This is a genomic window from Sphingomonas sp. 179-A 2A2 NHS (genome assembly GCF_045371305.1).
Taxonomy (GTDB): domain Bacteria; phylum Pseudomonadota; class Alphaproteobacteria; order Sphingomonadales; family Sphingomonadaceae; genus Sphingomonas.
Window position 1 is genome coordinate 36,947 of the sequence record NZ_JBIQDE010000008.1, and the last position, 23,898, is coordinate 60,844.

28 protein-coding genes and 3 pseudogenes are annotated in these 23,898 nt (G+C 64.3%); 14 read left to right on the forward strand and 17 right to left on the reverse strand.

Translation table 11 applies throughout. The features are described 5' to 3' along the window. Nucleotides 1–160: 160 nt before the first annotated feature. From ACH0AE_RS16475 to ACH0AE_RS16485, 3 genes are read right to left on the reverse strand one after another with little or no spacing between them, the layout of a single operon-like run. Nucleotides 161–1,174: a ParB/RepB/Spo0J family partition protein gene (locus tag ACH0AE_RS16475; RefSeq protein WP_085809855.1), complete on the reverse strand. Its 1,014-nt coding sequence runs from the start codon at nucleotides 1,172–1,174 to the stop codon at nucleotides 161–163. Further along, nucleotides 1,171–1,911, reverse strand: coding sequence for a ParA family protein (locus ACH0AE_RS16480; protein ID WP_085809856.1), 741 nt, complete (start codon nucleotides 1,909–1,911; stop codon nucleotides 1,171–1,173). Before ACH0AE_RS16480 ends, ACH0AE_RS16475 begins: the two co-directional genes overlap by 4 nt. 3 nt (nucleotides 1,912–1,914) lie before the next feature. Beyond that, nucleotides 1,915–2,106, reverse strand: a complete 192-nt coding sequence (locus tag ACH0AE_RS16485; RefSeq protein WP_085809857.1) for a hypothetical protein — start codon at nucleotides 2,104–2,106, stop codon at nucleotides 1,915–1,917. 135 nt (nucleotides 2,107–2,241) lie between these two features. On the opposite strand from ACH0AE_RS16485, the gene ACH0AE_RS16490 reads away from it, so the two are divergent. Then, nucleotides 2,242–2,403, forward strand: coding sequence for a YlcI/YnfO family protein (locus ACH0AE_RS16490; protein ID WP_161604098.1), 162 nt, complete (start codon nucleotides 2,242–2,244; stop codon nucleotides 2,401–2,403). Here ACH0AE_RS16490 and ACH0AE_RS16495 read toward each other — a convergent pair. The 3 genes from ACH0AE_RS16495 to ACH0AE_RS16505 form a co-directional block, all read right to left on the reverse strand. Next, a complete protein-coding gene (locus ACH0AE_RS16495; RefSeq protein ID WP_085809858.1) occupies nucleotides 2,400–2,720 on the reverse strand; it encodes a single-stranded DNA-binding protein in 321 nt (106 codons plus the stop codon). The genes ACH0AE_RS16490 and ACH0AE_RS16495 overlap by 4 nt on opposite strands. A gap of 531 nt (nucleotides 2,721–3,251) precedes the next feature. Further along, on the reverse strand, nucleotides 3,252–4,088 hold the full coding sequence (locus tag ACH0AE_RS16500; protein ID WP_085809859.1) for an RNA replicase: 837 nt from the start codon (nucleotides 4,086–4,088) through the stop codon (nucleotides 3,252–3,254). A gap of 436 nt (nucleotides 4,089–4,524) precedes the next feature. Continuing rightward, entirely contained in the window at nucleotides 4,525–5,385 is an 861-nt protein-coding gene (locus ACH0AE_RS16505; protein ID WP_085809860.1) for a replication initiator protein A, read from the reverse strand. 317 nt (nucleotides 5,386–5,702) lie between these two features. On the opposite strand from ACH0AE_RS16505, the gene ACH0AE_RS16510 reads away from it, so the two are divergent. The 4 genes and pseudogenes from ACH0AE_RS16510 to ACH0AE_RS16525 all read left to right on the forward strand — a co-directional run. Continuing rightward, on the forward strand, nucleotides 5,703–6,278 hold the full coding sequence (locus ACH0AE_RS16510; RefSeq protein WP_239436570.1) for a recombinase family protein: 576 nt from the start codon (nucleotides 5,703–5,705) through the stop codon (nucleotides 6,276–6,278). A gap of 54 nt (nucleotides 6,279–6,332) precedes the next feature. Beyond that, nucleotides 6,333–6,665, forward strand: coding sequence for a helix-turn-helix transcriptional regulator (locus tag ACH0AE_RS16515; RefSeq protein ID WP_239436569.1), 333 nt, complete (start codon nucleotides 6,333–6,335; stop codon nucleotides 6,663–6,665). Nucleotides 6,666–6,676: 11 nt separating this feature from the next. Continuing rightward, complete coding sequence (arsC, locus tag ACH0AE_RS16520; RefSeq protein WP_239436574.1) at nucleotides 6,677–7,105, forward strand: arsenate reductase (glutaredoxin); 429 nt, start codon at nucleotides 6,677–6,679, stop codon at nucleotides 7,103–7,105. Then, nucleotides 7,104–7,514, forward strand: a pseudogene (locus ACH0AE_RS16525) (HAD-IC family P-type ATPase); the annotation flags it as partial. The gene arsC and the pseudogene ACH0AE_RS16525, both read left to right, overlap by 2 nt. Nucleotides 7,515–7,600: 86 nt before the next feature. On the opposite strand, the gene ACH0AE_RS16530 reads toward ACH0AE_RS16525, so the two are convergent. From ACH0AE_RS16530 to ACH0AE_RS16565, 8 genes are all read right to left on the reverse strand, one after another. Next, complete coding sequence (locus ACH0AE_RS16530) at nucleotides 7,601–8,041, reverse strand: DUF411 domain-containing protein (RefSeq protein ID WP_239436568.1); 441 nt, start codon at nucleotides 8,039–8,041, stop codon at nucleotides 7,601–7,603. Between the two features lie 49 nt (nucleotides 8,042–8,090). Then, nucleotides 8,091–8,486 carry a DUF305 domain-containing protein gene (locus ACH0AE_RS16535; RefSeq protein WP_239436573.1) on the reverse strand — a complete coding sequence of 132 codons (396 nt, stop codon included), beginning with the start codon at nucleotides 8,484–8,486 and terminating at the stop codon, nucleotides 8,091–8,093. A 107-nt stretch (nucleotides 8,487–8,593) separates the two neighbouring features. Further along, nucleotides 8,594–9,040 (reverse strand): DUF305 domain-containing protein, encoded by a 447-nt coding sequence (locus tag ACH0AE_RS16540; protein ID WP_239436567.1) that lies wholly within the window; start codon nucleotides 9,038–9,040, stop codon nucleotides 8,594–8,596. Between the two features lie 82 nt (nucleotides 9,041–9,122). Further along, nucleotides 9,123–10,283, reverse strand: coding sequence for a copper resistance protein B (locus ACH0AE_RS16545; protein WP_239436566.1), 1,161 nt, complete (start codon nucleotides 10,281–10,283; stop codon nucleotides 9,123–9,125). Then, a complete protein-coding gene (locus tag ACH0AE_RS16550; RefSeq protein ID WP_239436565.1) occupies nucleotides 10,280–12,178 on the reverse strand; it encodes a copper resistance system multicopper oxidase in 1,899 nt (632 codons plus the stop codon). The genes ACH0AE_RS16545 and ACH0AE_RS16550 overlap by 4 nt, the downstream gene beginning before the upstream one ends. 71 nt (nucleotides 12,179–12,249) lie before the next feature. Then, on the reverse strand, nucleotides 12,250–12,819 hold the full coding sequence (locus ACH0AE_RS16555) for an RNA polymerase sigma factor (RefSeq protein ID WP_239436564.1): 570 nt from the start codon (nucleotides 12,817–12,819) through the stop codon (nucleotides 12,250–12,252). Continuing rightward, nucleotides 12,816–13,256 (reverse strand): periplasmic heavy metal sensor, encoded by a 441-nt coding sequence (locus ACH0AE_RS16560; protein WP_239436563.1) that lies wholly within the window; start codon nucleotides 13,254–13,256, stop codon nucleotides 12,816–12,818. Before ACH0AE_RS16560 ends, ACH0AE_RS16555 begins: the two co-directional genes overlap by 4 nt. Next, entirely contained in the window at nucleotides 13,253–13,525 is a 273-nt protein-coding gene (locus ACH0AE_RS16565) for a hypothetical protein (protein ID WP_239436562.1), read from the reverse strand. Before ACH0AE_RS16565 ends, ACH0AE_RS16560 begins: the two co-directional genes overlap by 4 nt. A 123-nt stretch (nucleotides 13,526–13,648) precedes the next feature. Between ACH0AE_RS16565 and copC the strand changes: the two genes are divergently transcribed. The 6 genes and pseudogenes from copC (at nucleotide 13,649) to ACH0AE_RS16595 (ending at nucleotide 19,050) form a co-directional block, all read left to right on the forward strand. Beyond that, complete coding sequence (gene copC, locus ACH0AE_RS16570; RefSeq protein ID WP_239436561.1) at nucleotides 13,649–14,020, forward strand: copper homeostasis periplasmic binding protein CopC; 372 nt, start codon at nucleotides 13,649–13,651, stop codon at nucleotides 14,018–14,020. 1 nt (nucleotide 14,021) lies between these two features. Further along, on the forward strand, nucleotides 14,022–14,951 hold the full coding sequence (gene copD, locus ACH0AE_RS16575; protein WP_342453538.1) for a copper homeostasis membrane protein CopD: 930 nt from the start codon (nucleotides 14,022–14,024) through the stop codon (nucleotides 14,949–14,951). A gap of 202 nt (nucleotides 14,952–15,153) precedes the next feature. Next, a complete protein-coding gene (locus tag ACH0AE_RS16580) occupies nucleotides 15,154–17,553 on the forward strand; it encodes a heavy metal translocating P-type ATPase (RefSeq protein ID WP_274616077.1) in 2,400 nt (799 codons plus the stop codon). Continuing rightward, complete coding sequence (locus ACH0AE_RS16585) at nucleotides 17,550–17,933, forward strand: MerR family DNA-binding protein (protein ID WP_239436560.1); 384 nt, start codon at nucleotides 17,550–17,552, stop codon at nucleotides 17,931–17,933. Before ACH0AE_RS16580 ends, ACH0AE_RS16585 begins: the two co-directional genes overlap by 4 nt. 171 nt (nucleotides 17,934–18,104) lie before the next feature. Next, a pseudogene (locus ACH0AE_RS16590) lies at nucleotides 18,105–18,386 on the forward strand (DUF4113 domain-containing protein); the annotation flags it as partial. Nucleotides 18,387–18,417: 31 nt separating this feature from the next. Further along, complete coding sequence (locus ACH0AE_RS16595; RefSeq protein ID WP_239436559.1) at nucleotides 18,418–19,050, forward strand: SOS response-associated peptidase family protein; 633 nt, start codon at nucleotides 18,418–18,420, stop codon at nucleotides 19,048–19,050. Nucleotides 19,051–19,057: 7 nt separating this feature from the next. Here ACH0AE_RS16595 and ACH0AE_RS16600 read toward each other — a convergent pair. From ACH0AE_RS16600 to ACH0AE_RS16610, 3 genes and pseudogenes are all read right to left on the reverse strand, one after another. After that, nucleotides 19,058–20,182, reverse strand: a pseudogene (locus ACH0AE_RS16600) (Fic/DOC family protein); the annotation flags it as partial. Nucleotides 20,183–20,351: 169 nt separating this feature from the next. After that, nucleotides 20,352–20,609, reverse strand: a complete 258-nt coding sequence (locus ACH0AE_RS16605) for a hypothetical protein (RefSeq protein ID WP_406876005.1) — start codon at nucleotides 20,607–20,609, stop codon at nucleotides 20,352–20,354. 125 nt (nucleotides 20,610–20,734) lie between these two features. Then, complete coding sequence (locus ACH0AE_RS16610; RefSeq protein ID WP_239436556.1) at nucleotides 20,735–20,977, reverse strand: DUF3768 domain-containing protein; 243 nt, start codon at nucleotides 20,975–20,977, stop codon at nucleotides 20,735–20,737. A 474-nt stretch (nucleotides 20,978–21,451) separates the two neighbouring features. On the opposite strand from ACH0AE_RS16610, the gene ACH0AE_RS16615 reads away from it, so the two are divergent. The 3 genes from ACH0AE_RS16615 (at nucleotide 21,452) to ACH0AE_RS16625 (ending at nucleotide 23,892) form a co-directional block, all read left to right on the forward strand. Next, complete coding sequence (locus ACH0AE_RS16615; RefSeq protein WP_406876006.1) at nucleotides 21,452–21,727, forward strand: HU family DNA-binding protein; 276 nt, start codon at nucleotides 21,452–21,454, stop codon at nucleotides 21,725–21,727. Between the two features lie 104 nt (nucleotides 21,728–21,831). Beyond that, a complete protein-coding gene (locus tag ACH0AE_RS16620; protein WP_406876007.1) occupies nucleotides 21,832–22,320 on the forward strand; it encodes a hypothetical protein in 489 nt (162 codons plus the stop codon). Between the two features lie 45 nt (nucleotides 22,321–22,365). Next, on the forward strand, nucleotides 22,366–23,892 hold the full coding sequence (locus ACH0AE_RS16625) for a PIN domain-containing protein (RefSeq protein WP_406876008.1): 1,527 nt from the start codon (nucleotides 22,366–22,368) through the stop codon (nucleotides 23,890–23,892). The last annotated feature ends 6 nt before the right edge of the window (nucleotides 23,893–23,898 follow it).

Sequence of the window (23,898 nt, forward strand, 5' to 3'; positions counted from 1 at the left end):
AACGCCTATCCTGCCATTTAACACCCCATACCAAAATCAGCCTTCAAGTGTGCCACGTGGCACACCCAATCCGTTTTAGAAGTGATGAAGTCGCGGAAGGAAGGATTGGACCTGAGCGTGAGTGTCGGTCACCACCGACGCTCTCCGTCAGCCGGCGCGATCAGCGCCAGCTTACGATACGGGGTTCCGCCTCGTCCTCAAAGTGCAGCAATGCCTCGACGACCATCGCACGCTTGCCTTCGATCTCGATCGTTGGGCGCTCCACCCGCTGCTTGCCCGCCCTGGGCTTAGATGGCGAGCGAGGCCCGGGAGCAGGGGCCTCGGCCAAAGCACTGTCCGTCGGCGCTTGACCGACAGGCACCGGCGTTTCGTCCATTGCGCGATCGGCCTCGTCGTCCCGGATCACATCCGTCGTCGCCGTCGCTTCGCCTCCTTCAGCCGCTGCCGGATCATCTTCGCCGGTAGGGGGGGGCGTTTCGGCTTGAGGGGCAGGCGTAGGCGGGGGCTTTGGCGCCGATTTCTTCGCGCCAACCTCGCGCGCGAACCGCTCGCACGCCAACACCGTCATATCCTCGACCGCGGTGTTGGCGACGAATACGCGGGTTGCCGCATCGTCGGTCTTCGCGGCCTGGGTGAGAGCGACCGCGCTCCGCATCGAAATGTCGGCAAACAGCGCAGCGATATAGTCGGGAGCCTTCGCGAGCCCCTGATAGCGGGTTAACAGCGTGCGGTTGCGACCGGTCGCACGGGCCAGCTCGGCGAGCGAACGTCCGTTTGCGACCTGTCCGGTGACGAACCGGATCATGTCGGCTGTCGACAAGTCCTCGCGCTGATCATTCTCGATGAACTGATCGATCCGGACCTGCTCGACGTCGTCCGTCTTGCTGACGATCGCGCGGACTTGCACCCCGAGCTTCTGGCACGCGCGCCAGCGCCGCTCGCCATACATGATCCGATAGCGCCCTTCGGCATCCTTCGGGGCAACGGTGATGGGCTGAAGTTGGCCACGCTCCTTGATCGTCTCGGCCATCTCGTCGATCTTAGCCGAGTCGATCTCGCTGCGGACGTTCTCAGGATCGGGGTACACCAGCTCGGGATCGAGGAGCTGGACGCGATCGGCGTCCGCCACGGCCGCCTTCTCGCTGAAAACGTCGAAGCCGGAGAAGTCTGTCATTTGTGGCTCCCGATCCGGGTCATGGCTTCCTCGAGAAAAGCGCGCATGGGCGGGAGTGAAGTCCGCACATCCTTGTCGAACCGCCACACCGGCACATGCTCTTGGATGGCCTGGCTGTAGTGCGCTCGTTCTGGAAGGAAGTTGGTGAACAGGTTGCGCCCGATCTTCTCTTTGATTGCAGCCAGCATCTTCATTTGGTGGGTATCGTTAGCGCGCACTCGATTGGGCACGAGCCCTACGACGTGGATCGGCGTTTTCCGACGCTGGTTCACGGTCTGGATCGAGTCCGACACCTGCTTGGTCGCTGCCGGACCGAACGGCCCCAGTTCGACGGGGACGATCAAGTGGTTGCACACCAACAGAGCCGCGAAATTGATCCATGACCAGGAGGGCGGCGTGTCGATGATGCAGAAGTCGAAAAACGGATCGAGCGTCGGAAAATTGGCGTTCAGAGCCGACAGCGCGCGGGGGTAATCAGCGTCATATTCCCCGCCCATGCGATTGGAGTAGATCGCGAGCCGGGGGAAGGTAGCAGGCGGCACATATTTCGGTTCGAACAGCGGCTTGCACGTGCCGAGGCTCTCGAACTCGGCTAGCGCGTCGGTCGCATTGCACTGGCGATCGAGATCGAGGAACAGCACACGATGACCGGCGTCGGCGAGCAGCCATGCCAAATGGCACGCGATCATGGTCTTGCCCGCGCCGCCCTTCTCGACATTGATGGCGATGGTCTTCACGCCCTACCAGCCTCGATCAGAATTGTTTTTCCAGTGCTCATAACCGCGATAGTTGGAATCCGTGCGGGTGTTGCGGCGCCCCTCCTCGTCCGGAGTGTCGCCACTCCAGATGCGCGGGGTAGAACCGCCACCGCCTCTTAGGACGGCCCACGCGATCAGGACGAATAGCCCGATCGTCAGCAGATTACCCAACATGGCCTTCCTCCGTCGCCTTGATGAAAGGCGCAGCCTGTAATATACGATACCGCAAATGCCGTCAATATGCGGTATCGGTAATTACTAGGGCAATGGATGACGTCTAGCAAGGTCCGTTCCGTTGGTCGCCCTCCGATGGAGGATCAGACGCTTGCGCGTTTTCCCAAGGGCACGCTCGGGCGCATCAAATCTGTTCTGCGGGAGAGCGAGAGCCAGGCCGACTTCATTCGCGAGGCGGTCGAGCTGGAGCTTCGCCGGCGGGAAGGGCCGCCGGTAGGCGGCCCCGACCGCGCCTAGTCGCGGTCCTCCGAACCCTTGGCGAGAACCGCGAAGCCGTCCGCGATCAGCTCCACCGTGTAGCGCCGGCCCTCGGTCGTGTCGTAGGAGTTTTGGCGGACGCGGCCCGTGATGTGAACCAGGTCGCCCTTCTGCGCCTTGGCGGCGCGCTCGATCAGCTTGCCGAACAGTGTCACCTCATTCCAGTGCGTGTCCGTCACCCATTCGCCATTCTCCTGCCGGTTGTAGTTGGCGGCGACGTTCACCTTCGTCACCTTGTCATGCTCCGTGATCTTTCCGACCCGGCCGATGATCCGAAACTCCGCGATGTTCTGCATGGTCCTGTCCTTCGATCGATCAGGCTCATTCCTGATGGGTATCGAAGGGGAGTGCAGACGCCGCGATCAAGCAAAAAAACGGAGGGTCCGCACAGCGGAAACCGTAGGCGCAGCCGGTTATTTGCTTGATCGTAGAAGGCGGCCAACACCCATTGTCCCATCAGTTCAGGAATAGCCGATCGAAAGGGCTCGGACGTGAGACGCGCGCGGATTTCGCCGGCGGGACGAGAATCGCAACGCACTTGGTGATGGTCGACCGGCTCGCCACTGCCGCGGAGAAAGAAATCGCGACATCGCCGAAGAGCGACGATGTCGGGTCCGATCGCGCGCAACGAGGCGCTCGGGGCTGACGCTACGATGGCGTTCGTCGACGAGAAGCGGCTGCATCAGGCGCGAACGTGACCATTTGAGCGCGACAGAAAACGCATGCTCCTCCTGGGAGCACCGCGACGCGTAGCGTCGCGTCCGGCAGTTCGGCTGGGCTTTGTCGGTGGGGTTTGTTCTTTCGGTTTCGTCAGGTCCGTCTCGCCGTCAGGCGTTAAAGCGTTGGCCGTCTAGGCCAACTCCATCTGTGCTTAGAACATATGAATCTAGGAGCGGTTGACCATTTTTTTGAGACTCCTGCTTCTCGATCGCGATGGCAAGGCTGTCCAGCACACGACGCAGGCCCGCGTCCTCGATCTCCTCAGCCACAACCTGGCGAGGCGTGCGCCACAGGCGCATTGCCTCGATCTCCTCGATACGATCGGTTTCACGCTGCACCACGTCGTCGGGAAGCGGGACGGGCCGAAGCCGCCGCGGAAGGAAGCGGGCAAGCCTGTTGGGGAAACTCATCCGATAGACGTTGGACGTCTGTGCGTTGCGAGCCTTCGGGCGATCGGCGGGAGGGTCGATCGGCACGCACCGGCGCTGCTTGTCGAGCAAGCCCATCTTGGCGAGGATCGACAGCCCGCGCCCCACGCTCGCGCGGGAAAGACCGGTGTGCGTCTCGATCCACTCCCAGGTCGGGAATACCTTGCCGGCACAGGTGCGCGCGAGATGTGTAAGCTGCTCGAAGACGCGGACCGCCGCGGGCGTAATCAGCGTGACGAGCCGTTCGTCCTCGGTGAGCTGGCGCCCCTCGGAGCGGGCAAGACGACGGATGGCGTTCTTGCGCTTCAGCAGCTCCACGGCCTTCTTGTAGAGCCGGTCGGTCTCACCCTTGGCGTAGGTGTAGAAGAAGTCATCCTCGAAGGTGCCGGCTCTGCGGCTGTTCGGATGCACATGCGCACGCGTGGGGTTCGGTGCGCCCGATCGTGACCTCGGCCGCGCCCGTTCGAGGCGATCGAGCGCCATGAAGCTCGCCCGCGCGAGTGTAACAGCTCCCATCTTCCGTCCCCTTTTTGGGGCCGGGACCAGGCAAAACTAGAGCGTGGCGCGAAGCGCGCTCCCTTGAACCAAGGCTCGGGAACGGGTATGAGAAGGATGTCTTACGTCCCGATCGATGCCGCCAAGCATCGCTCATCACGTTCCAGGGTGCCCGGCCTTCGTGCCGGGCATTCGTTTATGTGGTCACGGCCGATCCCCGTTTCTGCCGCCCGCGGTTCGCGTTCGACGACGGCGATTTTTGCAGAAATCACGGCGCCGGCGAACAACAACAATTCGTGCTTTGGCGGACCCAAGCCCTAAAAAGCTCGTGCTTTGGCGGACCTCAGCGCTTCGCATTCGTGCTTTGCCGGACCGGCGTTCGTGCTTTCACGGACCCGCGTTCGTGTTTTGCCGGACCACACGTCTCCGGACGAACAGATCGATTCGGAATGCCCTGTCAGGCGGCCGACAGCGACGGCTTGGGGGTAATCGTCACAGTTGTGGCCGCAGTCGTTCGCCGCTTGGTCGTCGACATCTCAGCAGCAGGGCCATCGCCCATGACGATGTGGTAGTCCGGGATGGCGTTCTCTTCCGAGATTCCCTTCATCACGTGCCGGAAGTGCTTCAGAGAATTCTGGTAGCCGAGCTGAAGACGCAGATCGTCCAGCCCCACTTGAACTGCCCCGGCCGTACACGTCGATCGAGCGACTTCGTAAAGTCTGCGCTCGACCGGCCCGAGCTGGAAGTAGGACGGAGAATATTCCAGAACGCGCCGGTCGCGCAGGATCGCGCGATAGAGCCAATCGCACAGTCGGACCTTGACGCCCTTGAGGCGCTTTTCGCCCCGAGCATTCTTTTGGTAATGAAGCTGGGCTTCCGACAGCCACGAAAAAAAGCCCGCCTGTCCCTCGCCACCGGCCTCGATGTTGGTCTTGATCTGCGTACCCTGCAGTCGTTCCAAGGCATCCGACAGCCGCGAATAGGATCGCGCCGAGCCGTTGACGCCGGTGACGCGGAATAGATCGTGGGCGGTGAAATAAAAGTCCTGCGCGACCGTCTCCCCGGCATCGAGCTTCGCCACCAGAAGGCTGGCGATATAGAGCAGCACTTCCTTGTCGTAGATGGTCGCCACGCCGCGGGGACCAGGTCCGATCTCGATCGACACTGACTCGGTCTTGTAGATCAGCGGCCGCTTCCACGCTGTCTTGGTCAGCGCGAAGAACGGGTAGGCCATCAACGACTGCTCGCCGCGAACCTCTGTCAGCAACGGGCTGTCGAGGACGAACAGGTCGCCTTGCCCTGCAGCGCGCCCGGTCATGCAGCGACCTCCGGAAGCAGCTCGATCGCTAAGGTCCGCGAAAGCACGAAAGAAGGGAGGCGGTGGTCCGTGAAAGCACGAAACGAAGCGCTCGCCCCCTCGGAGAAGGCAGGCAGAAAGCCAAGCTGACGCCCGCTTTCGTGCTTTCGCGGACCCGGGTGAGGAGTGGCAGCGACCGCACGACCCCGTATCGCAAACGATCGATTTTGATGCGCTACCATGTGAGAACGTCTAGCAGGGGTCACGGACGTATCAAAACACATTCTCGATTGCTCGGACCCGTGCTAGGCACGGGAGATGAGTTTTGAGAACGCTTCATGCTGATTGGCTACGCTCGGGTCTCGACCTCCGAACAGGATCTGAGGCCCCAGCTTGACGCGCTGCGTGAGGCAGGGTGCGAGCGGATGTTCAGCGACAAGGCCAGCGGCGCCAAGGCGAACCGCGTCGGTTTGGCCGACGCCCTCTCCCATGCCCGAGCCGGCGATGTGCTGGTGGTGTGGAAGCTCGATCGCTTGGGCCGAACGATGAAGGGATTGGTCGATCTGGCAGCTGATCTGGCCGAGCGCGCTATCGGGCTCCGATCACTGACCGATGGGATCGACACGGCCGGGACTGCCGGCAAGCTCGTCTTCCACATCATGGCCGCGATGGCGGAGATGGAACGCGACCTTAATCGCGAGCGCACCACGGCTGCCCTGATGGTGGCGCGGCGGGAGGGCAGGGTGGGCGGCCGGAAAACGGTGATGACACCCAAGCGGCTCGAGGCGGCTCGCAAACTCCTTGCGTCGGGTATGCCGATGCGCGAAATCGCGCCGGCGATCGGCGTCTCGGTGCCGACCTTATACCGCCACCTCCCGGCACCGGAACAGGAAGGCATCAACGCGGAAGGGTGACGAAAGCCAGTACCGGTGACTAGCCCCCACTGATATATCCTCTATGTTGGATATATGGAAAGTCAGTCGGCTATCACCGCTTTGAGCGCGCTCGCGCAAGCGACACGCTTGGATGTCTTCCGCCTGTTGGTGCGGCATGGACCGGACGGCATGGCAGCGGGCGACATCGCTCGTCAGCTCGACGTGCCGCAGAACACCATGTCCGCACACCTCGGCATCCTTGCGCGCGCGGGCCTCGTGCGATCCGAGCGGCGCAGCCGATCCATCATCTATCGAGCCGATCTGGACGGCCTGCGCGCACTGACACTGTTCCTGGTCAAGGATTGCTGTGCCGGCAACGCGGAGTTGTGCGCGCCGCTCGTCGCCGAACTCACCCCCTGCTGCTGAAGGACGCCCGCATGGCTGTCGCTATCGTCATTTATCACAACCCTGAGTGCGGCACCTCCCGCAACACCCTTGGCCTGATCCGCAATGCCGGCATCGAGCCGCATGTCGTCGAGTATTTGAAGACCCCGCCCGCGCGCGCGCTGCTGGTCGAACTGATCGACCGAGCTGGCATGACGCCGCGAGATTTGCTGCGCGAAAAGGGGACGCCCTATGCTGAACTGGGTCTGGGCGACACGTCGCTCTCTGAAGGCGCGCTGATAGACGCGATGATGGAGCACCCAATCCTCATCAACCGGCCGCTGGTCGTTTCGCCGCTCGGTGTGAAGCTCTGCCGCCCCTCTGAGGCGGTACTTGATCTGCTGCCGGCGAGCCAGCTCGGCGCCTTCGCTAAGGAGGACGGCGAACAGGTGGTGGGCGCGTCGGGCCAGCGCATCGCCTGACCTCATGCCTGAGGATAAGGTGGCATCGATCAAGAAGATGGCCGAAACCGACAAGGTCGCGATGGTGGGCGACGGCGTCAACGACGCGCCGGCGATGGCCAACGCGACAGTGGGCATCGCGATGGGCGCGGCCGGCTCAGACGTCGCGCTGGAGACGGCCGATGTGGCGTTGATGGCCGACGATCTCGCGCACCTGCCGTTCGCGGTAGGACTGAGCCGGCGAACACGCGGGATTATACGTCAAAATGTATTCGTCAGCCTCGGGATCGTCGCGCTTCTCGTCCCTGCCACGATCTTTGGTCTCGGCATTGGTCCGGCGGTCGCCGTACACGAGGGATCGACGCTGCTGGTGGTCTTCAACGCACTCCGGTTGCTCGCCTATCGCGATCAGGCAGGCAAGGCGACATGAAGAAATGGCGGCGATCACGCCGGCCATGACATCCCAGGCGCGCCGTCGAAGTACGTAGGGGAGGGGAGGCGCTCACGCTTCCCTCTTCAATGGCGCGCGAACACCCTGCGACCGGCCGCCCCGAATGCGACAACCTCGAAAGCCTGCGCCGGTCGGCCCGCTACTTCCATTCCGGGGGAACCGAGCGGCATCCCGGCGACAGCGAGGCCGCTGACGCCTTTCGGCCGTTGCGCCAGCGCGCGCTTCATGTCCGCGATAGGAACGTGGCCCTCGAAGGTCATGCCGTCGATGATCGCGGTGTGGCAAGAAGCTAGATCTGCGGAGACGCCGCGAGCCTTCATCAAGGCTGGTCGGTTTGCGTCTTCGACGATCCGCACGGACCGGCCGAACTCCGCCTTCACGATCTTCGCCCATTCCCCGCAACAGCCGCATCCGGGGTCGCGATGCACGAGGATCGCGTCGGCCGCGACGGCGACGGAGGGGACGCCCAGCGCCAGGGCGGCAAGCAGGTAGCGGATATTGGTCATTGTCGAAGCCTGGTTGGCGACCCCGCCCGGGTAGGGCGGAGCCATGCTATTACTGAGCGGGCTTGCCCATCTTGCGGAGCATCGCGTTCAGGGTCGCGATCTCGCGGTTCTGGCTGGCGATGGTCTTTTGCGCTTCGCCGCGGATGTCCGCGTTCTGTGAGCTGCGCACCACGATCTGCGACATGGCGACCGCGCCGCGATGATGTTCGATCATCTTGCGAAGCCAAGTCTCGCCAGCGTCGCCCCCCATCGCCGCCATCATCTTCTGGTGCATGTCCATCTCGGCCGGGCCGTAGGGGTTGGCCACGGTCGGCTGCATCATCTTGGAATGATCCATGCCCTGATGGTTCATGCCTTGATGGTTCATGCCTTGATGGCCCGCCTGCTGAGCGAAGGCCGGGGTGGCAAGCAAAGCGAGGGCCGCTAGCACAGGTGTAAGTCGCATGTCGATCTCCTTGGGTCGTGTCGATGTTCTACGCGCCGGAGAAGCGCACCCCTCACACGCGCAGCAATAATCGCCGGGCGACGCTTTCATATCCGCCAAGTTTGATCTCAGAGCCGGGAAAGGATCGCCTTCATCTGGTCGATCTCGCGACGCTGCCCCTCCACGATCTCGCCGCACAGCGTCTTCAGCTCGGGATCGGCGAGCGACGCCTCCTGGCACATGAGGATCGCACCCGAATGATGCGGGATCATCGACCGCGTGAATGCCCGATCATCGATTGTCGTCTGCGTCCGGATTAGCGCAAAGCTGCCGAGGAAAACCGCGATCGAGCCGACGATCAGCGCGCTGTTCGCGACCTTTGAGGGGAACATATGGCGCATGGCGAGGATCATCGCGACGACCATCGGCGCGACCATCATCAGCGTCATGTAGAACATATTCAGGTTGTTGTAGAAGCTGCCGAGACTATCGATCATCACGAACATAACGAAATACATGATGATGCCGCTGACAATCGTCTGCACCGCCAAGCTCACATAGGCGTTTTTCATCATGATCTCTCTCCCGTGTTGGTGCCACTTGCCCGACCCGCGTGCGGCCGTGACTGGCCCGTCGTCGACAACCTCGCGCGGCTCCTCAGAACCAGGTCCGCACGCCGACAACGAAGCTGGGTCCGCCGACATCCTCGCCTTCGGCGCGGGAAAAGCGGGCGCTGTCGCCTAGCCGGCGATCGTAGGAGACGCCGATATACGGCGCGAACTCGCGCTTGATCTCGTAGCGAAGACGAAGCCCCAGCTCGATATCGCTCAGGCCCGAACCGATACCGTTCTCCGGCACGTCCTGCGCGGCGAAGTTGAGTTCGGCGCGCGGTTGCAGGATCAACCGTTGGGTGATGCGCTGGTCGTAATAACCTTCAAGCCGCCCGAGCACGTCGCCCTTGTCGGACAGGAACAGCGCGCCCTCCACGTCGAACCAATAAGGTGCCAACCCCTCAAATCCAACCGTGGCGTAAGTGCGCGAGGGGTTGGGCTTGAAGTCGTAGCGAATACCGGCTTGGAGATTGAAGTAAGGGCCGATCGCGCGGCTGTAGAGCGCCTGAACCTCGGCGTCTTCGACGCCGCGGCCAAACTCGGCTCCGCCTTCGGTCTTGACCGTCAGCCGGTTGATGTCGCCCCCGAACCACGCCTCGCCGTCCCAGCGGATGCTGTCGCGTCCGTCGCGGACCTGCACCTCAGCGAGGTTGAAGTTGACTTGCCAGAAGGTGCCGCCGCCATGCTCATTCCGAAGCAGGGCGCGGGCATCGGCCATCTCCTGGGGCGAATAGACGCGATCGGCATAGTTCGGTTCGGGCGCGGCCGGGGCGGGGGCGTTGCCGGGGGGAAGGGCGGTGCCGCCCGTTCCCATGTCCTGGTTCATCCCACCGGCCATACCGCTAATATCATAGCCCGCGTGCGGGTCGGGCGGTGTCGCGGTCGCCGGGGGCTGGGGCATGATATGCCCGGCATGGGGGTCGGCCAGGGAGGGTGCTTGGGGCATCGTCGTTCCCGGCATGTCATGGCCCGCGTGCGGGTCGGCGGCCCCGGCCGGAGCCGGCGACACTCGTTGAGGCGCTGCCAGCGCGGGCTTCGCCTTGGCGCGCACGGACGGGCGGGGCTTGGGAGCTGGCTTCGCCTGGGGCTTTGCTGCCGGTTTGGCCGGCGTGGTCATCCCAGGCATGTTGTGCATCGAATGATCCTGCGCGGCGACAGGCGAGGCGAACGCGATCGGGGCCGCGGCGGTCAGGAGAAACGCTTTCATGCCGCGTCTCCCCCGCGTGGTCGAACGGTCACGACCTGCATCATGCCGGCATGCATGTGGTAGAGCATGTGGCAGTGGAATGCCCAATCGCCGACGGCATCGGCGGTGAGGTCGAACGTCGCGGTGCCGCCGGGCTGGACCATGACGGTATGCTTGCGAGGCGCGAACTCGCCGTGCCCCGTCACCAACTCGAAGAAATGGCCGTGAAGGTGAATCGGGTGGCCCATCATCGTGTCGTTGACGAGCGTCACCCGCACCCGCTCGCCTTCAAGGAAGGGGATCGGTTCTTTAACCTCCGACAGCTTCTCGCCGTCGAATGCCCACATGTAGCGTTCCATGTTGCCGGTAAGGTGAATCTGTATCGCCCGATCGGGCGCGCGCACGTCGGGGTTCCGGTCCACCGCCATCAGGTCGCGATAGACGAGAACCTTATGCCCGACATTCTCCAGTCCTTGACCCGGTTCGCCCATCCGATCGACAGGCATCGGGGATATGGTCTGCACCGTCGGGGTCTTCTTGACGCCCGGTGCATTGGAAAAGTCGCGCATCGAGTGGTTCATACCGCCCGCGCCGTGGTCCATGCCCGCCATTTGCCCGCCAGTGCCGCCCTGCATGGCTCCGTGGTCCATCCCGGCCATGCCGCCCGCTGCTGGTCCCTCGGGGGGCATCACGTGTCCCATAGCAGCGTGATCCACCGCCGCGCCCGCCTGCGCCGGAGCGCCATGATCCATGCCGGCCATCGAACCGCCACTCATCTCGCCGCCGCTCATGTCCATGCCGCCCATGCCCATGTCCTTCATGCTGGCGAGCGGGCGCTTGCGGAGCGGCGGGACGACCGCGGCTATGCCTTCGCGCGGGGCGAGCGTCGCACGCGCCATACCGGAGCGGTCGACGCTCTCGCCGACAAGCGTATAGGCACGATCGTCGGTCGGGGTGACGATCACGTCATAGGTCTCGGCGACGCCAATCTGGAACTCGTCGATCGTCACTGGCCGCACATTCAGCCCGTCGCTTGCCACCACGGTCATCTTCAACCCCGGAATACGGACGTTGAAGGTGGTCATCGCGGACGCGTTGATGACACGCAGCCGCACCCGCTCGCCGGGCCGGAACAGCCCGGTCCAGTTGTCCTTGGGACCGTGGCCGTTGATGAGATAGGTATAGGTCGAGCCGGTCACGTCAGCGATGTCGGTGGGATCCATCCGCATCTTGCCCCAATCGACGCGCTCCTTTGCGGATTGGCCTTCGCCGCGTAGCAGCCCGGCGAGCGTCTGCTTCTGGTAGTTGAAATAGCCGCCCTGCATCTTGAGCTTGCGGAAGATAACATGCGGGTGAAGCTGGCTGTGGTCAGAGAGCATGATGACGTGCTCGCGGTCGGAGGCGATCGGGTCTTCGCCCGCCGGGTCGATCACCAGTGGGCCGTAATGGCCCATCTGCTCCTGCAACCCGGAATGGCTGTGATACCAGTAGGTGCCGGCCTGCTTGACCGGGAACTCGTAGGTGAAGCTCTTACCCGGATCGACGCCGGGGAAGCTGATACCTGGTACACCGTCCATTTGGAACGGCAGGATCAGCCCGTGCCAGTGGATCGAGGTCTGCTCGTCGGGAAGCGCGTTGACGAGGGTCAGGCGCGCCTTCTGCCCCTCACGGAGCCGGATCAGCGGCGCGGGCGCTGTGCCGTTGATGCCGATCGCGTGGCTCTCGCGACCGTCGACCTTCATCATCTGATGAGCGACCCTAAGCGTGATGTCGTCACCCGAGACCATCGGCATCGGCTTGGTGATGCCCCCGGAAGTCGTCTGCGCCCATGCCGGCATATAGGCCGATAAGGCGAGCCCGCCGCCTACGAGAGTAGCGCCGTGCAAGAGCTGGCGACGGTCAAGAACGCGCGACATTCAAACTCCTCAGAAATGTGGGCGCGAGGCGACCCCTTCGCCCTCGTTTACGCGCCCGGCTCACCCATCCCTTACCGGAGGCCGAGTTTTTCGAGCAGGCGTGCCCGCGCGCGGTAGAGGCGGGTTTCGACCGCCTTTTGACTGATCCCCAGCACCTCGGCCGTCTCGGCCTGGCTGAGACCCTCGATCGTCCGGAGAACCAGCGGCTCTTTCAGGTTCGCTGGCAGGGTGGAGATGGCGCGGGTGACGCGGTCGAGTTCCTGCCGGTCGCTCGTGGCATCGTCGACCGGGGCCTGCTCGTCCGCGATGGCTTCGACCTGATCGTTATTCGGCAAGGCGAACGACAGAAACCGCCGCACGGCGCGTTTCCGGGCCCAGTCGCGGCACTTGTTCACGGCGATAGTAGTAAGCCATGCCTGCATCGGCCGGGTCGTATCGTAGCGCGACAGCGCCAGGTGGGCCGCCACGAACGCCTCCTGGGTCACGTCCAACGCTTCGTCGGCATCACCGATAAAGGCGCGCGACAGCCGAAAGATCGGTTGTCGGTAACGCCGCACGATTTCGGCGAATGCCGCCTGTCGGCCGGCGATGCTGAGCGTCGCCAGCTCGCCATCCGACAGCGTGGTCCAATCGAGACTCACCCCTGGCCGTCGGTGAGCGCCTTCACCACCGCAGAGTCGAACTGAGAGGTCTGATCGGCCCGCAGAAACTGGCGCATGGCGAAGATATGCGCCAGCGTTGCCTTCTGCAGCTCTCCCATCGCGGCGTGGCTCTGATCAACTGCCGCGGCAACGCGAGGGCCGTTACCATGCTCAGCCTGGATCGCCTCGGCAAGGTGAGCATTGGCGGCGCGCAGCTCCAGCTCGAGCGCACGGCGCTGCACCGCGAATCGGTCCTCGAGCACCTTCAATTGCGCCTGCTGACTGGCATCGAGGGCAAGCTTATGATGCAGAACGTCATGCAGCGCGGCACCCGGCTGCTTAGGCTGGGGCAGCAGCGCGCGCCCGATGAATACGCCCCCGATCGCAGCCAGAAAGGCGAGCAAGACACACAGGACGATCCGCTTGGTCGAGGTCATGGCTCGCCCATCAGCAACGCGGAAGGCGCGAGCGGCGAGGCACCGCCAAGCGGCGCGAGCGATACGGCGGGGTTCGCCGTAGCCGGCAGCTCGGCACCCACCATCCCGATCGCGAGCGCCGCGACCGCTACCACGCCGATGCCGAGCCCGGAACCGCGCACGGCAGGGCGGCTACCGATGCGTGCGAGCACCTGGTCCTCGATACCCTCCAGTGCGGCCGGGGCGGGTGCGCCCGCCAGTCGCGCCAATGCTCTGTCCAGATCGTCCATGCTTTCCACTCCGCCCCTCTATCATTGGTTACGCATCGCTGCCCATCATCCCTCACAAGGCCGAGTGAGGGATGCGATCACGGGCCGCGTAAAAAGGGACACGAACCTTATTGGAGTAGCCTCATGCGTCGTTTCGCCCTTCCTGCTGCCATCGCTCTCCTCGGCCTTGCCAGTGCTGCTCAGGCTCACCCCAAGCTCGTCTCGGCCTCGCCCGCGCCCAACGCGACCGTCGCAAAGCCCGCGCGTGTCGCCCTGCAGTTCAGCGAAAAGTTGATGCCGAAATTCTCAGGCGCAGACCTGATGATGACGGGGCACGGCGGCAAGACGCACCCGCCGATGAAGGTCGCGGTCACGGCAGGGGTGGCAAATGATGGCCAAACGCTGGTCGTCACGCCCAAGTCGCCGCTCGGCCCAGGCCGCTATAGCGTGGCGTGGCATGTGGTTTCGGCCGACACGCACCGGATCGCCGGCAACTTCGCCTTCGCGGTGAAGTAAGGTGGAGGCCGACTGGCCGCTGATAGCGGTCCGCTTTGCGCTCTATGTGACGTTGAGCGGGCTGTTCGGCCTGTCGGCTTTCAGCCTCTACGGGCTAAAGGCCGGGGAGCGGGCCGACGCATTCGCCTTGCGGCCCTGGCTGGTCGGGACCGGCGTGCTCGGCCTCCTGCTCTCCGGCATAGCCCTCGCGCTGCTGGCAGCCGCAATGGCCGGCACCCCAGCTTGGCCGATCGATCGAGAGGCGATCGGAATGCTGCTCACCGGGTCCGCGACGGGCACGGCGTGGGAGACGCGCATGGTCGCGCTAGTAGTCGCGTCCGTCGTCGCGCTGATGGCGGCAGGACGTGCCGTTCCGCTCGGCCTGGTTGCGCTCGCGGCGGGAACCGCACTCGCGACGCTCGCCTGGACGGGTCACGGCGCGATGGACGAGGGCGCGACGGGCTGGGTCCATCTGCTGTCCGATATTCTGCATCTGTTGGCAGCGGGGGCCTGGGTCGGCGCGCTCCTCGGGCTGACGCTGCTCGTCGCACGCGCGCCATGTCGCGTCGACGCCGCCCATCTCGGACTGACTTATCGCGCACTGCACGGCTTCGGTCTGGTCGGCACGATTGTAGTCGGCACGATCGTCTTGACGGGTTTGGTGAATGGCTGGCTGCTGGTCGGCGTCGGCAATCTGCCGAACCTTTTCACCACCCTCTACGGCCAGCTTCTTCTCGCCAAGCTCGTGCTGTTCGGCGCGATGCTGGGGCTGGCTGCCCTCAATCGCTTCCGGCTGACGCCGGCATTCGAGCGCTCGATCGCCGCGGCCGATCATCGGGGAGCGCTCGGTGCACTCCGGCGCAGCCTCGCGGTTGAGGCGGGCTGCGCCGTCACGATCCTGGCGCTGGTCGCGTGGCTGGGAACCCTCGAGCCGGCGGCTTCGGCAATGTAACGATCGGTACGAGAGCAATCGGGTTCGGCGACGTAAACCAGTACATACGGTGCGTCGCTGGAAATGGGGGCTTGACCCTGACACGGTGTCAGACCCTACATACCCTCGGGTCGAAGGAGTTTCTTCTATGAACGACCCTCATTCCCACGCTAATTCTGCCGGAGGCTGCGGCTGCTCGGGCAAGCAAGCCGGTAAACCGGATATGATCGAGCCCGAAGCTGCCGCGTCCTGCTGCTCGCCCTCCGAACCTGCGGCTGTCGAGCAAGCTGGCAAAGCGGGCTGCTGCTCGGGAAAGGCGGGCGGTGAGCCTACGGCGACCGTAACGGACCCCGTGTGCGGCATGACGGTCGACCCGGCAAAGACGGCACACCATGCCGAGCACGCAGGCCACGCCTATCATTTCTGCAGCGCCGGCTGCCGCACCAAGTTCGTCGGCAATCCCGACGCGTATCTCGGCGACAAGCCAAAGCCCGAGCCGATGGCGGCGCCCGGGGCGATCTGGACGTGCCCCATGCACCCGGAGATCCGCCAGGAAGGGCCAGGAACGTGCCCGCTCTGCGGCATGGCCCTTGAACCGGAAGAGCCGTCGCTCGAGGACGGCCCCAACCCCGAACTGGTCGATTTCACCCGTCGCCTATGGGTGGCGGGCGCGCTCACCATCCCGCTGCTTATCGTCTCGATGTTCGCCGAAATGTCGGGGATCCACGTCGTCAGCCCTACCGCTTCGCCTTGGGTCCAGCTCGCACTCACTGCGCCCATCGTGCTGTGGGCGGGATGGCCGTTTTTCGAGCGGGGGTGGACGTCGCTTCGCACCCGCCATCTGAATATGTTCACGCTGATCGCAATCGGCGTCGGTGCGGCATTCCTCTACAGCCTGGTCGCGACGCTCGCGCCCGGCATCTTCCCTTCGACGTTCCGGATGCACGGGGGCATGGTCCCGGTCTATTACGAAGCTGCCGGCGTCGTGGTGACGCTGGTGTTGCTCGGGCAGGTGCTCGAATTGCGCGCCAGGGCAGCGACCGGTCGCGCGATCCGCGCCCTCATGGATCTCGCTCCCAAGACGGCGCGACGGTTGCGGTCTGACGGCTCGGAGGAAGAAGTCGGCCTTGCCGACGTGGCGACCGGAGACCGGCTGCGGGTTCGACCCGGCGAGGCGATCCCGGTCGACGGTGTGGTCGTCGAGGGTCGCTCCTCGGTCGATGAATCCATGCTCACCGGCGAGCCAGCTCCCGTCCTCAAAGAAGTCGACGCTGCGGTCACCGGGGGAACGGTGAACGGCACGGGCAGCCTGGTCATGGAAGCCCGCGCGGTTGGTTCCGAAACGATGCTGGCGCGCATCGTCCGCATGGTTGCGGAAGCGCAGCGGAGCCGTGCCCCGATCCAGGCTGTTGCCGACCGGGTATCGGGCTGGTTCGTACCCTTGGTCGTGGTGATCTCGGTCGCGACCTTCGTGGTCTGGTCGCTGGTCGGCCCAGAGCCACGTATGGGTCATGCCCTCCTCAACGCAATTGCCGTGCTCGTGATCGCCTGTCCATGTGCGCTCGGGCTTGCTACGCCCATGTCCATCATGGTCGGCACCGGGCGCGGCGCGCAGGCCGGCGTACTGGTCAAGAATGCCGAAAGCCTACAGGCGCTCGATAAGGTCGATACGCTGGTCATCGACAAGACGGGCACGCTTACGGAAGGCAAGCCGTCGCTGATCGCGATCGAGGCAACCGGCACCATCGGAGAGAACGACATGCTCGCGCTCGCCGCGGCAGTCGAAGGCCAGTCCGAGCACCCGCTCGCCCACGCGATCGTCGTCGCCGCCAAGGAACGCGGATTGCAACTCGGCACGGTCGCAGACTTCGCTTCGCAGACCGGCATGGGTGTCAGTGCCACGGTGGGCGGCCGATCGGTGGTGATCGGCAACGCCGCGCAAATGAACAGGGTCGGTGCCGATCCCAAGCCACTCGACACTGCGGCCGATCGTCATCGAAGCGAAGGGGCTGGCGTCATCTTGATCGCGATCGACGGCGCGCTCGCCGGCTTGCTCGCGGTTGCCGACCCGGTGCGGGCGTCGGCACGCGACGCCATTGCGGCCCTCCGCAAGGAGGGTCTGCGCGTTATCATGCTGACGGGCGACAATCGCGGAACGGCCGATGCGGTTGCTCGGGCCGTGGGCGGTCTGGACGATGTGCGCGCCGATCTGCGGCCGGAAGACAAGGCACGGATTATAGGCGAACTCAAAGCGGGGGGTGCCACAGTCGCGATGGCCGGGGACGGCATCAACGACGCGCCCGCGCTTGCCGCCGCCGACGTTGGTCTCGCGATGGGGACGGGGACGGACGTCGCGATCGAAAGCGCGGGCATGACGCTCACACGCGGCGATCTTTCGGCGATCGTGCGCGCCCGCAAGCTCGCCCGCGCGACAATGCGGAATATTCGGCAGAACCTGTTCTTCTCGTTCCTGTTCAACGGGATTGGCGTGCCGGTCGCGGCCGGCGTGCTCTATCCCGTTGCGGGCATCCTGCTGTCGCCGATGCTCGCCGGCGCGGCGATGGCGCTTTCCTCGTTCGCCGTCGTCCTCAACGCGCTGCGCCTCAACGCGGTGAAATTATGAACATCGGGGCGGCGTCGGAGGTCAGCGGCGTCTCGCAACGCATGATCCGCCACTACGAGAAGATCAACCTCGTGCCCGCACCGCCCCGGCGCGGGAGCTACCGGGACTATTCGGACCCGGACGTTCACCGGCTGCGTTTCATCGCGAACGCGCGTGACCTGGGCTTTCCGATCGAGGAGATCCGCACGCTACTTGGCTTGTGGTCGGATCGGGATCGGTCGAGCGCCGAAGTGAAGGCGCTGGCGAAAGCGCGCGCTGCCGAGCTGGGCCGCAAGGCACGCGCCTTGAAAGCTATGCAATCGGCGCTGATCGACTTGGTCGAGCGGTGCCACGGCGATGACCGCCCCGATTGCCCGATCATACGTCGAATGGAAGAATAAGGCCTATCTCCCAAGCGATGCGTTGAACGGTGCGTTGATCTTGTTCCCTTTCCGTTCCGTCTAGCGTTACAAGGCGGCGAAGGGAATCATGATGCTGCCGTTGATGCAGCCGGTCCCGCTCGCCGAGCTGCCGAGGGGAACTGTCCTTCGCATCGTCGGTGCTGCGGGAGCCGGATGGAAGCGATGTTCCAGCCTGGTGGGGTCTACACCAAGTGCGGCGTGCTGCTCGAGGATCTGACCCCGCAAGGGGAGGAGCAAACCGACCTGTTTGCGATGCCCGACCCTAAAGCCCCGGCGCTGCTCGCCGCCATGGACGGGCTCAACGGTCGGTTCGGACGGAACACCGTCATTCTTGCCGCCCAGGGCTGCGGCACACGATCGTTCGACACGAAGCGGTCGCAGAAGAGCCCGGCCTGGACCACCCAGATCGGGGAGATACCGGTCGCTCGCTAGGCGACGTCGCGCGGATCGGTATATCTGACCCATGTGTAACCGTGCCCGCATGTCGAAAGAACCCGAGACCCTATGGGGGTCGGCCGCGAAGCTGTTCAGCGAGCGACCCCGCGACAACCGCTTCGATCCGCGCGAGCTGCGCCCCAAGAGCCGCAACTACGTGGTGCGCGAACAGGGTGGGGAGCGGGCTTGGGACGTAATGACTTGGGACGTGCTCGGCGGTAAGGCTGCATGGCCGATGACCAACGTGCGCCAGCTCGGGTTGCCGCAATGGCGCAAGCTCGCCGAAAAGCCGGAAAACCGCTGCCTCGTGCCGCTCACCGAATTCTGCGAGTTCACGCCCGATAAGCACGACCTGGGCGACGGCAAACCGCCGCTGAAAGGAGAAATGTGGTTCGGCGTGACCGATCAGCCGGTGTTCGCGGTCGCGGGGTTCTGGCAGCGCACAGAGGGCGGGAACGGCTTCACGATGGTGACGTGCGACCCGAACACGCTCGTCGCCCCGATCCATCCCAAGGCGATGATTACGGTCTTGGAGCCCGAGGACATCGATACGTGGCTGCGCGGCTCCTATGACGAGATCGTCGCCCTGCAGAAGCCCTACGACCCCGCCAAGATGACGGTGCGCGGGCCGGTCTTCCCGACCCGACGCGACGAACGCTAGGCTCCGCCTAGCGGCTTCGGTCCTTGCCGCGATCCGGAGGCGGCGTAATCCGGTTGGGCGACGGGGCGGACGCCCCTTCGAGCGCGGCGCCGGTCTTGATCCGATCGGCGACGAGTTGGCGGGTGGACTCCACAACGGTGTTGACCATGCGCGCGCTTTCGCCACGCTCACGCGCCTTCTGCATGGCGTCGTCGACGATCGCCTGGGCGGGCGCGAGACGTGGGTCGGCGTGGTTCTTCTCGGCGGTGTTCTTCAGGAACAGCTCGGCGAGCCGTTCCTGGCCCGGCGACGCACCGGGCGGCAGGATCGGCCGCTCCAGCGAGCGGACGGCTCGCTGAAGCTGCGCCAGCTGCTGCGAGTTGATCTGGACGCCTAGGGCCGCGCCGATCTCGCGCACCCGTTCGAGCGGGGTTTGCTGCGAGGTGATGACCGCATCGACCTGCCGCACGCCGAGATAGGTGAGAAGGTGCGACTGGTACACCGGACCCCTGGCATGACGGACATAGGCCAGCTCGGTGCGCGCGCCAGCGATCGCAGGGGAGGGGGCGCCTTCCCTGATCAGGCCGCGCAGTCGGTCCGCCGCCTGCTGTCGGGCAGCGGGGAGATAGCGTTCCAGCTCCTCGCGTGCCTTGGTCAGCGTCACCCGGTAGCGCTGCCCTTCGGGCGGCGCGCGCTGAGGCAGCAGCGCGATCCCGGCAGGGCCGATGCGCGCCTCGGGCGTGAGGTCGCGGCGGATCGCCGCTTCGGCGAGCACCGTCGCCATCGGACGATGATCGCCGGTGAGAAAGCCATGGCGGGACGCGTCCATCCACGCGGTCTTGTCGATCGAGGCGATCCGGATCGGGTGGCCGGCCCCGCTCGCGAGCTGCGCAGCGTGATGACGCATCGTCCGTCCGTTCCCCTCGCGGAAGGGGTGGATGGCGTTCATCTCATTGATGTGGTTGCCGAGCCGATCGAAGAACTCGTCGCGGGAAAGGCTGCGCAGCACGTCGCCTGCGCGGAGGTCGGCAAAGCGCTTGTCGAGCTCGCGGGCGATATAGGGCACGTGCGCGAAGTTCGATCCGCCCTTGGCGATGTTGACGCTCCTGTCCTGGCCCGCCCAGTCATAGAGGTCCTGGAACAGATGGTGGTGGAGGGCGCGATAGCCGTCCGCCGTCGCCGGGAAGGTCAGGCGCGCGGCTTCCGCGCCGCGCGCCAACGTCAGCCTGCGCTCGGCCTCCGTGAGGGTCTTGTCGTCGGTGATCCCGAGCCGGTTCCGAAGCGTGTCCGTACCTGGATAAGTGTAGGGATCGTCGCCCAAGTCAGGCCGCGATCTGATCAGTTCCTGGCTTGTAGAGGCCGAGGATGATGGACGGCATGAGCGAGGGGGGAACACCTTCATCCAGCATCATGGCGAACATCGCATCTTCATCGCCGGTGGGCGTCATGTCCTCGATGACGAGGTTGGCGCGCGCCTCGGCGACGTCCTCGCGCCAGAGCGCGATCTCATCGGGAGTGCCGCGATGGAAGTCCATCGAGCGGATGCGCTCGCGCAGCATGTCGAGATCGATCTGGGCCATGTCGCATCCTTTCATCGTTAACCTACTCTCAACGACGCGATTCCTCAACAAATCACTGCCTAACCCTTATGGGTCAGGTGCCCCAAAACCGGGCGCCGCGCGCCCGATTTTGGGCTCCGATGGAGTTAGTATTCGCTCGCTAGCATGATGGTGAGCACGCGCTTGGTTAGCCGCTCGTCCCATGGTGCTTCGCTGCCGTAGGTGAGGCTCGGGTCGTAATAGTCGATCTTCCAGAACACGGTCTGCGCGATCGTCTCGGCGTCGGCCGGACGGTCCTCCGTCCACGGTCCGCTTGCGAGCTTATAGACCGCGCCGAAATCGTGCTCGCCATAAGGGTCATTGTCGCCGTCGAACTTGGCAAAGCGCATGATCGCGACGAGCGCGGCGAGACGATCCAGCTCGGGGAGAGCCTGGAACCCATCGTGACGTTGGCGAGACTGGCTAGGCCCGGGTTGGCACGCGCCACGTCGTTGAGGCTGCGGATGGTGTCGGTCTGCTCTGGGGTCGGCATGTGGTGATCCTCCTTGTTGGCATGGGCCGCAAGGCCGCTCGGCCTCACGGCCCTGCCTGTCCGGCGAGGACGGGATGGGGAGGGGGAGCGAGAATCTTGCCGCTGGCGCGGGCGAGCCGCCCTAGCGCGGCCGGCACCGAAGGCCGGGTGCCGCGCTCGGCGGATTACACGGGCGGCACGATTGTCGTTCGGGAACGAAAGGGCAGCGCCCTTGGCGTTCCCCGCGGCGGAGCCGCCATCGAAGGGGCGTCCGCCTTGGCGGTCGTTACGGGGGCGGTCGCCAATCGGAGATTGGGCAGCTATCAGGCGATCTGATATTTTGGAGACTACCATGAACAATGCCGAACTCGCTGAAACGCTGGTAGCGAACCACAACCTGAGCAAGGTCGATGCCCGCAAGGTCGTCGACGATGTCATGGCAGCGATCGTCACGGCCGCCGTGAAGGGTGACGAGGTGTCCTTGTCCGGTTTCGGCAAGTTCAAGGTGAAAGACAGCCCGGCGCGGGAAGGACGCAATCCCGCCAACGGCGAGACCATCCAGATCGCCGCCTCCAAGAAGCTGACGTTCGTGCCGGCCAAGGCGGTCAAGGATGCCCTGAACGGCTAAGCTACGCAGGGCTGCGCAGATCCGCGCAGCCCTTCTTTCGCGGTGCGCGAACAACGCCCGATTTTCTGCTTTCGTTCTCGGCTTGCCTGACTCATAGAATCGTCATGCCGATCATGGCCGAACATCGCTGGCTTTACCCGATCGACTGGCCCGAACTGTCGCGGCTGATCCGGTTCGGGCGTGCGAAGGGTCGGTGCGAGCATTGCCGGCGTCCGCACGGGGCTCGCGTCTTCCACCTGGGCGACGGGCGCTGGTGGGATGCCGAGCGCCGGCAATGGCGCGACGGGCGAGGGCGTCGCATCCGCGTGGCCGGCGCGGACCTCGTAGCAATCGTGCGGATCACGCGGGTCTACATCGCCTGTGCGCACCTCAACCACGATCCGACCGACAACGGAGCACGCAATCTCGCCGCGCTCTGCCAGCGCTGCCACATGATCCACGACGCGGCCGAGCATCGGCGACGCCGCTGGTACAACGCCTACCGTCGCCGTGCGCTCGGCGATTTGCTGGCCCTACTGGAAGAAGAGTCGGCGTTCGGCGTCGGGCTGCCAGGTGTGCCACGTGGCACACCTCGGCACGTCTCGATTGTTTAGGCGCCGAAGCTGGCAGATCGAGCGAAGCGTGGATACATCTGCCTCATGAACGATCGTTCCACTCTCACCATTTTTCCTGACACGAACGTCCTTGTGCAGGGGCGCGGGCTGAAGGATCAACCTTGGAAGGAGCTAGGTCGCGACGAGATTGAAGTCATCCTGTGCGGGCCGGTCATCCGCGAACTTGACCGGCTGAAGACGCGGCCGGGTCGTGTCGGCAAGGTAGCTCGGGCGATCAGCACGAAGGTTCGCGAGCTGATGCGAACGGCCGATAGGAGCGAGCTGATCTGCGAGGCTGATCCGCGGGTTGTTCTACGGCTCGCCCAGGGCATGCCCAATCAAGCGGCCGTCCGGGAGGGCATCGACCTTTCGCATGATGATCAGGCGATCATCAATCAGGCACTTGCCAGCCTTGACGCAGGGGCGGATGTCGCTCTGCTGACGGACGACAATTTTGCCGCGATGACCGCGGAGCACTTCGGACTACCGGTGCAATTGCTCCCGACGCACTGGTTGAAGGAGCCCGAGCCAGACGACAGCGCCAAGGAAATCGCACGTAGAGATGCTGAGATCGCGCGGCTCAAGTCAGCGGAGCCGGCACTAGAACTTCGCTTTGTCGACCGATCTGACGCCCCGATCGAACGGCTTGAAGTCACTATGAGGCGGTATCAACCTGTCGCGCCTACTGATGTTGATAGGCTCGTTGAACGGGTAACTGCGCTCGCCCCCATGGTCGAGGTAGTAGTTGATCCTGGCAAAGTCGCTCCTCCGTCGCCGGGCACCGGAAGGGGCTTCGACATTGCGAGCATTGCTTATTCACCGCTCGGCAAGCTGCCTGTGACCAAGGCAGACATTGAGAAATATGAGGGTGAATACCGCAGTTGGTTGGCCGGCGTCCGGTCAAAGATCGCCGGGTTTCACGTTGAATGGAACCGCCGTCGGGAGTGGCCGGAGGCGATTCTCTACGCGTCCAACAAAGGGTCACGTCCGGCCGAAGATGTTCTCGTCGAGATCAGCGCTTCCGGTGCGTTCCAGCTGAGTGGCCCCCGAACAGCCAACGACAAGCCACATGCAAAGCAGGCTGACTGGCTTCAGCTTACGCTGCCGCCTGTGCCACCTAAGCCGAAGTCTCGTAGCGAGCTTCTCCTGGCATCTGGGATCCTGACCCATGATCCCTTGCCGGTCCTGCCCCGTGCGCACTTCCCCGCAGTAGGAGAACTGCGTCGCAACGATGATGAGTTCTATTGGAGGGATGGTAAATCGGACCCCACGGTCACGATAGCCCTTGAATGCAAGAGCTGGCGTCATAGTCGTGGCGAGGAAGACTTCCCGTTCCAAGTCTGGGCAGATGATAGGACGGAAGTACGCGGATTGATCGCGGGGCGAATCAGCGCAAGCAACATCCGTGAGCCTATGGAGAAGCACCTGCCGCTGCGGATCGGGTTCGAAGACTATGACTGTCTGACGATGGCGACGACGCTCGTTGATGATTTCGAACAGCGGTTGGCGTCGCGAAACGCGTCATCCGCGGGTAATGCTGGCCGACGTTCTCGGCCTGATGCGCTTTCCTAGTCGCCA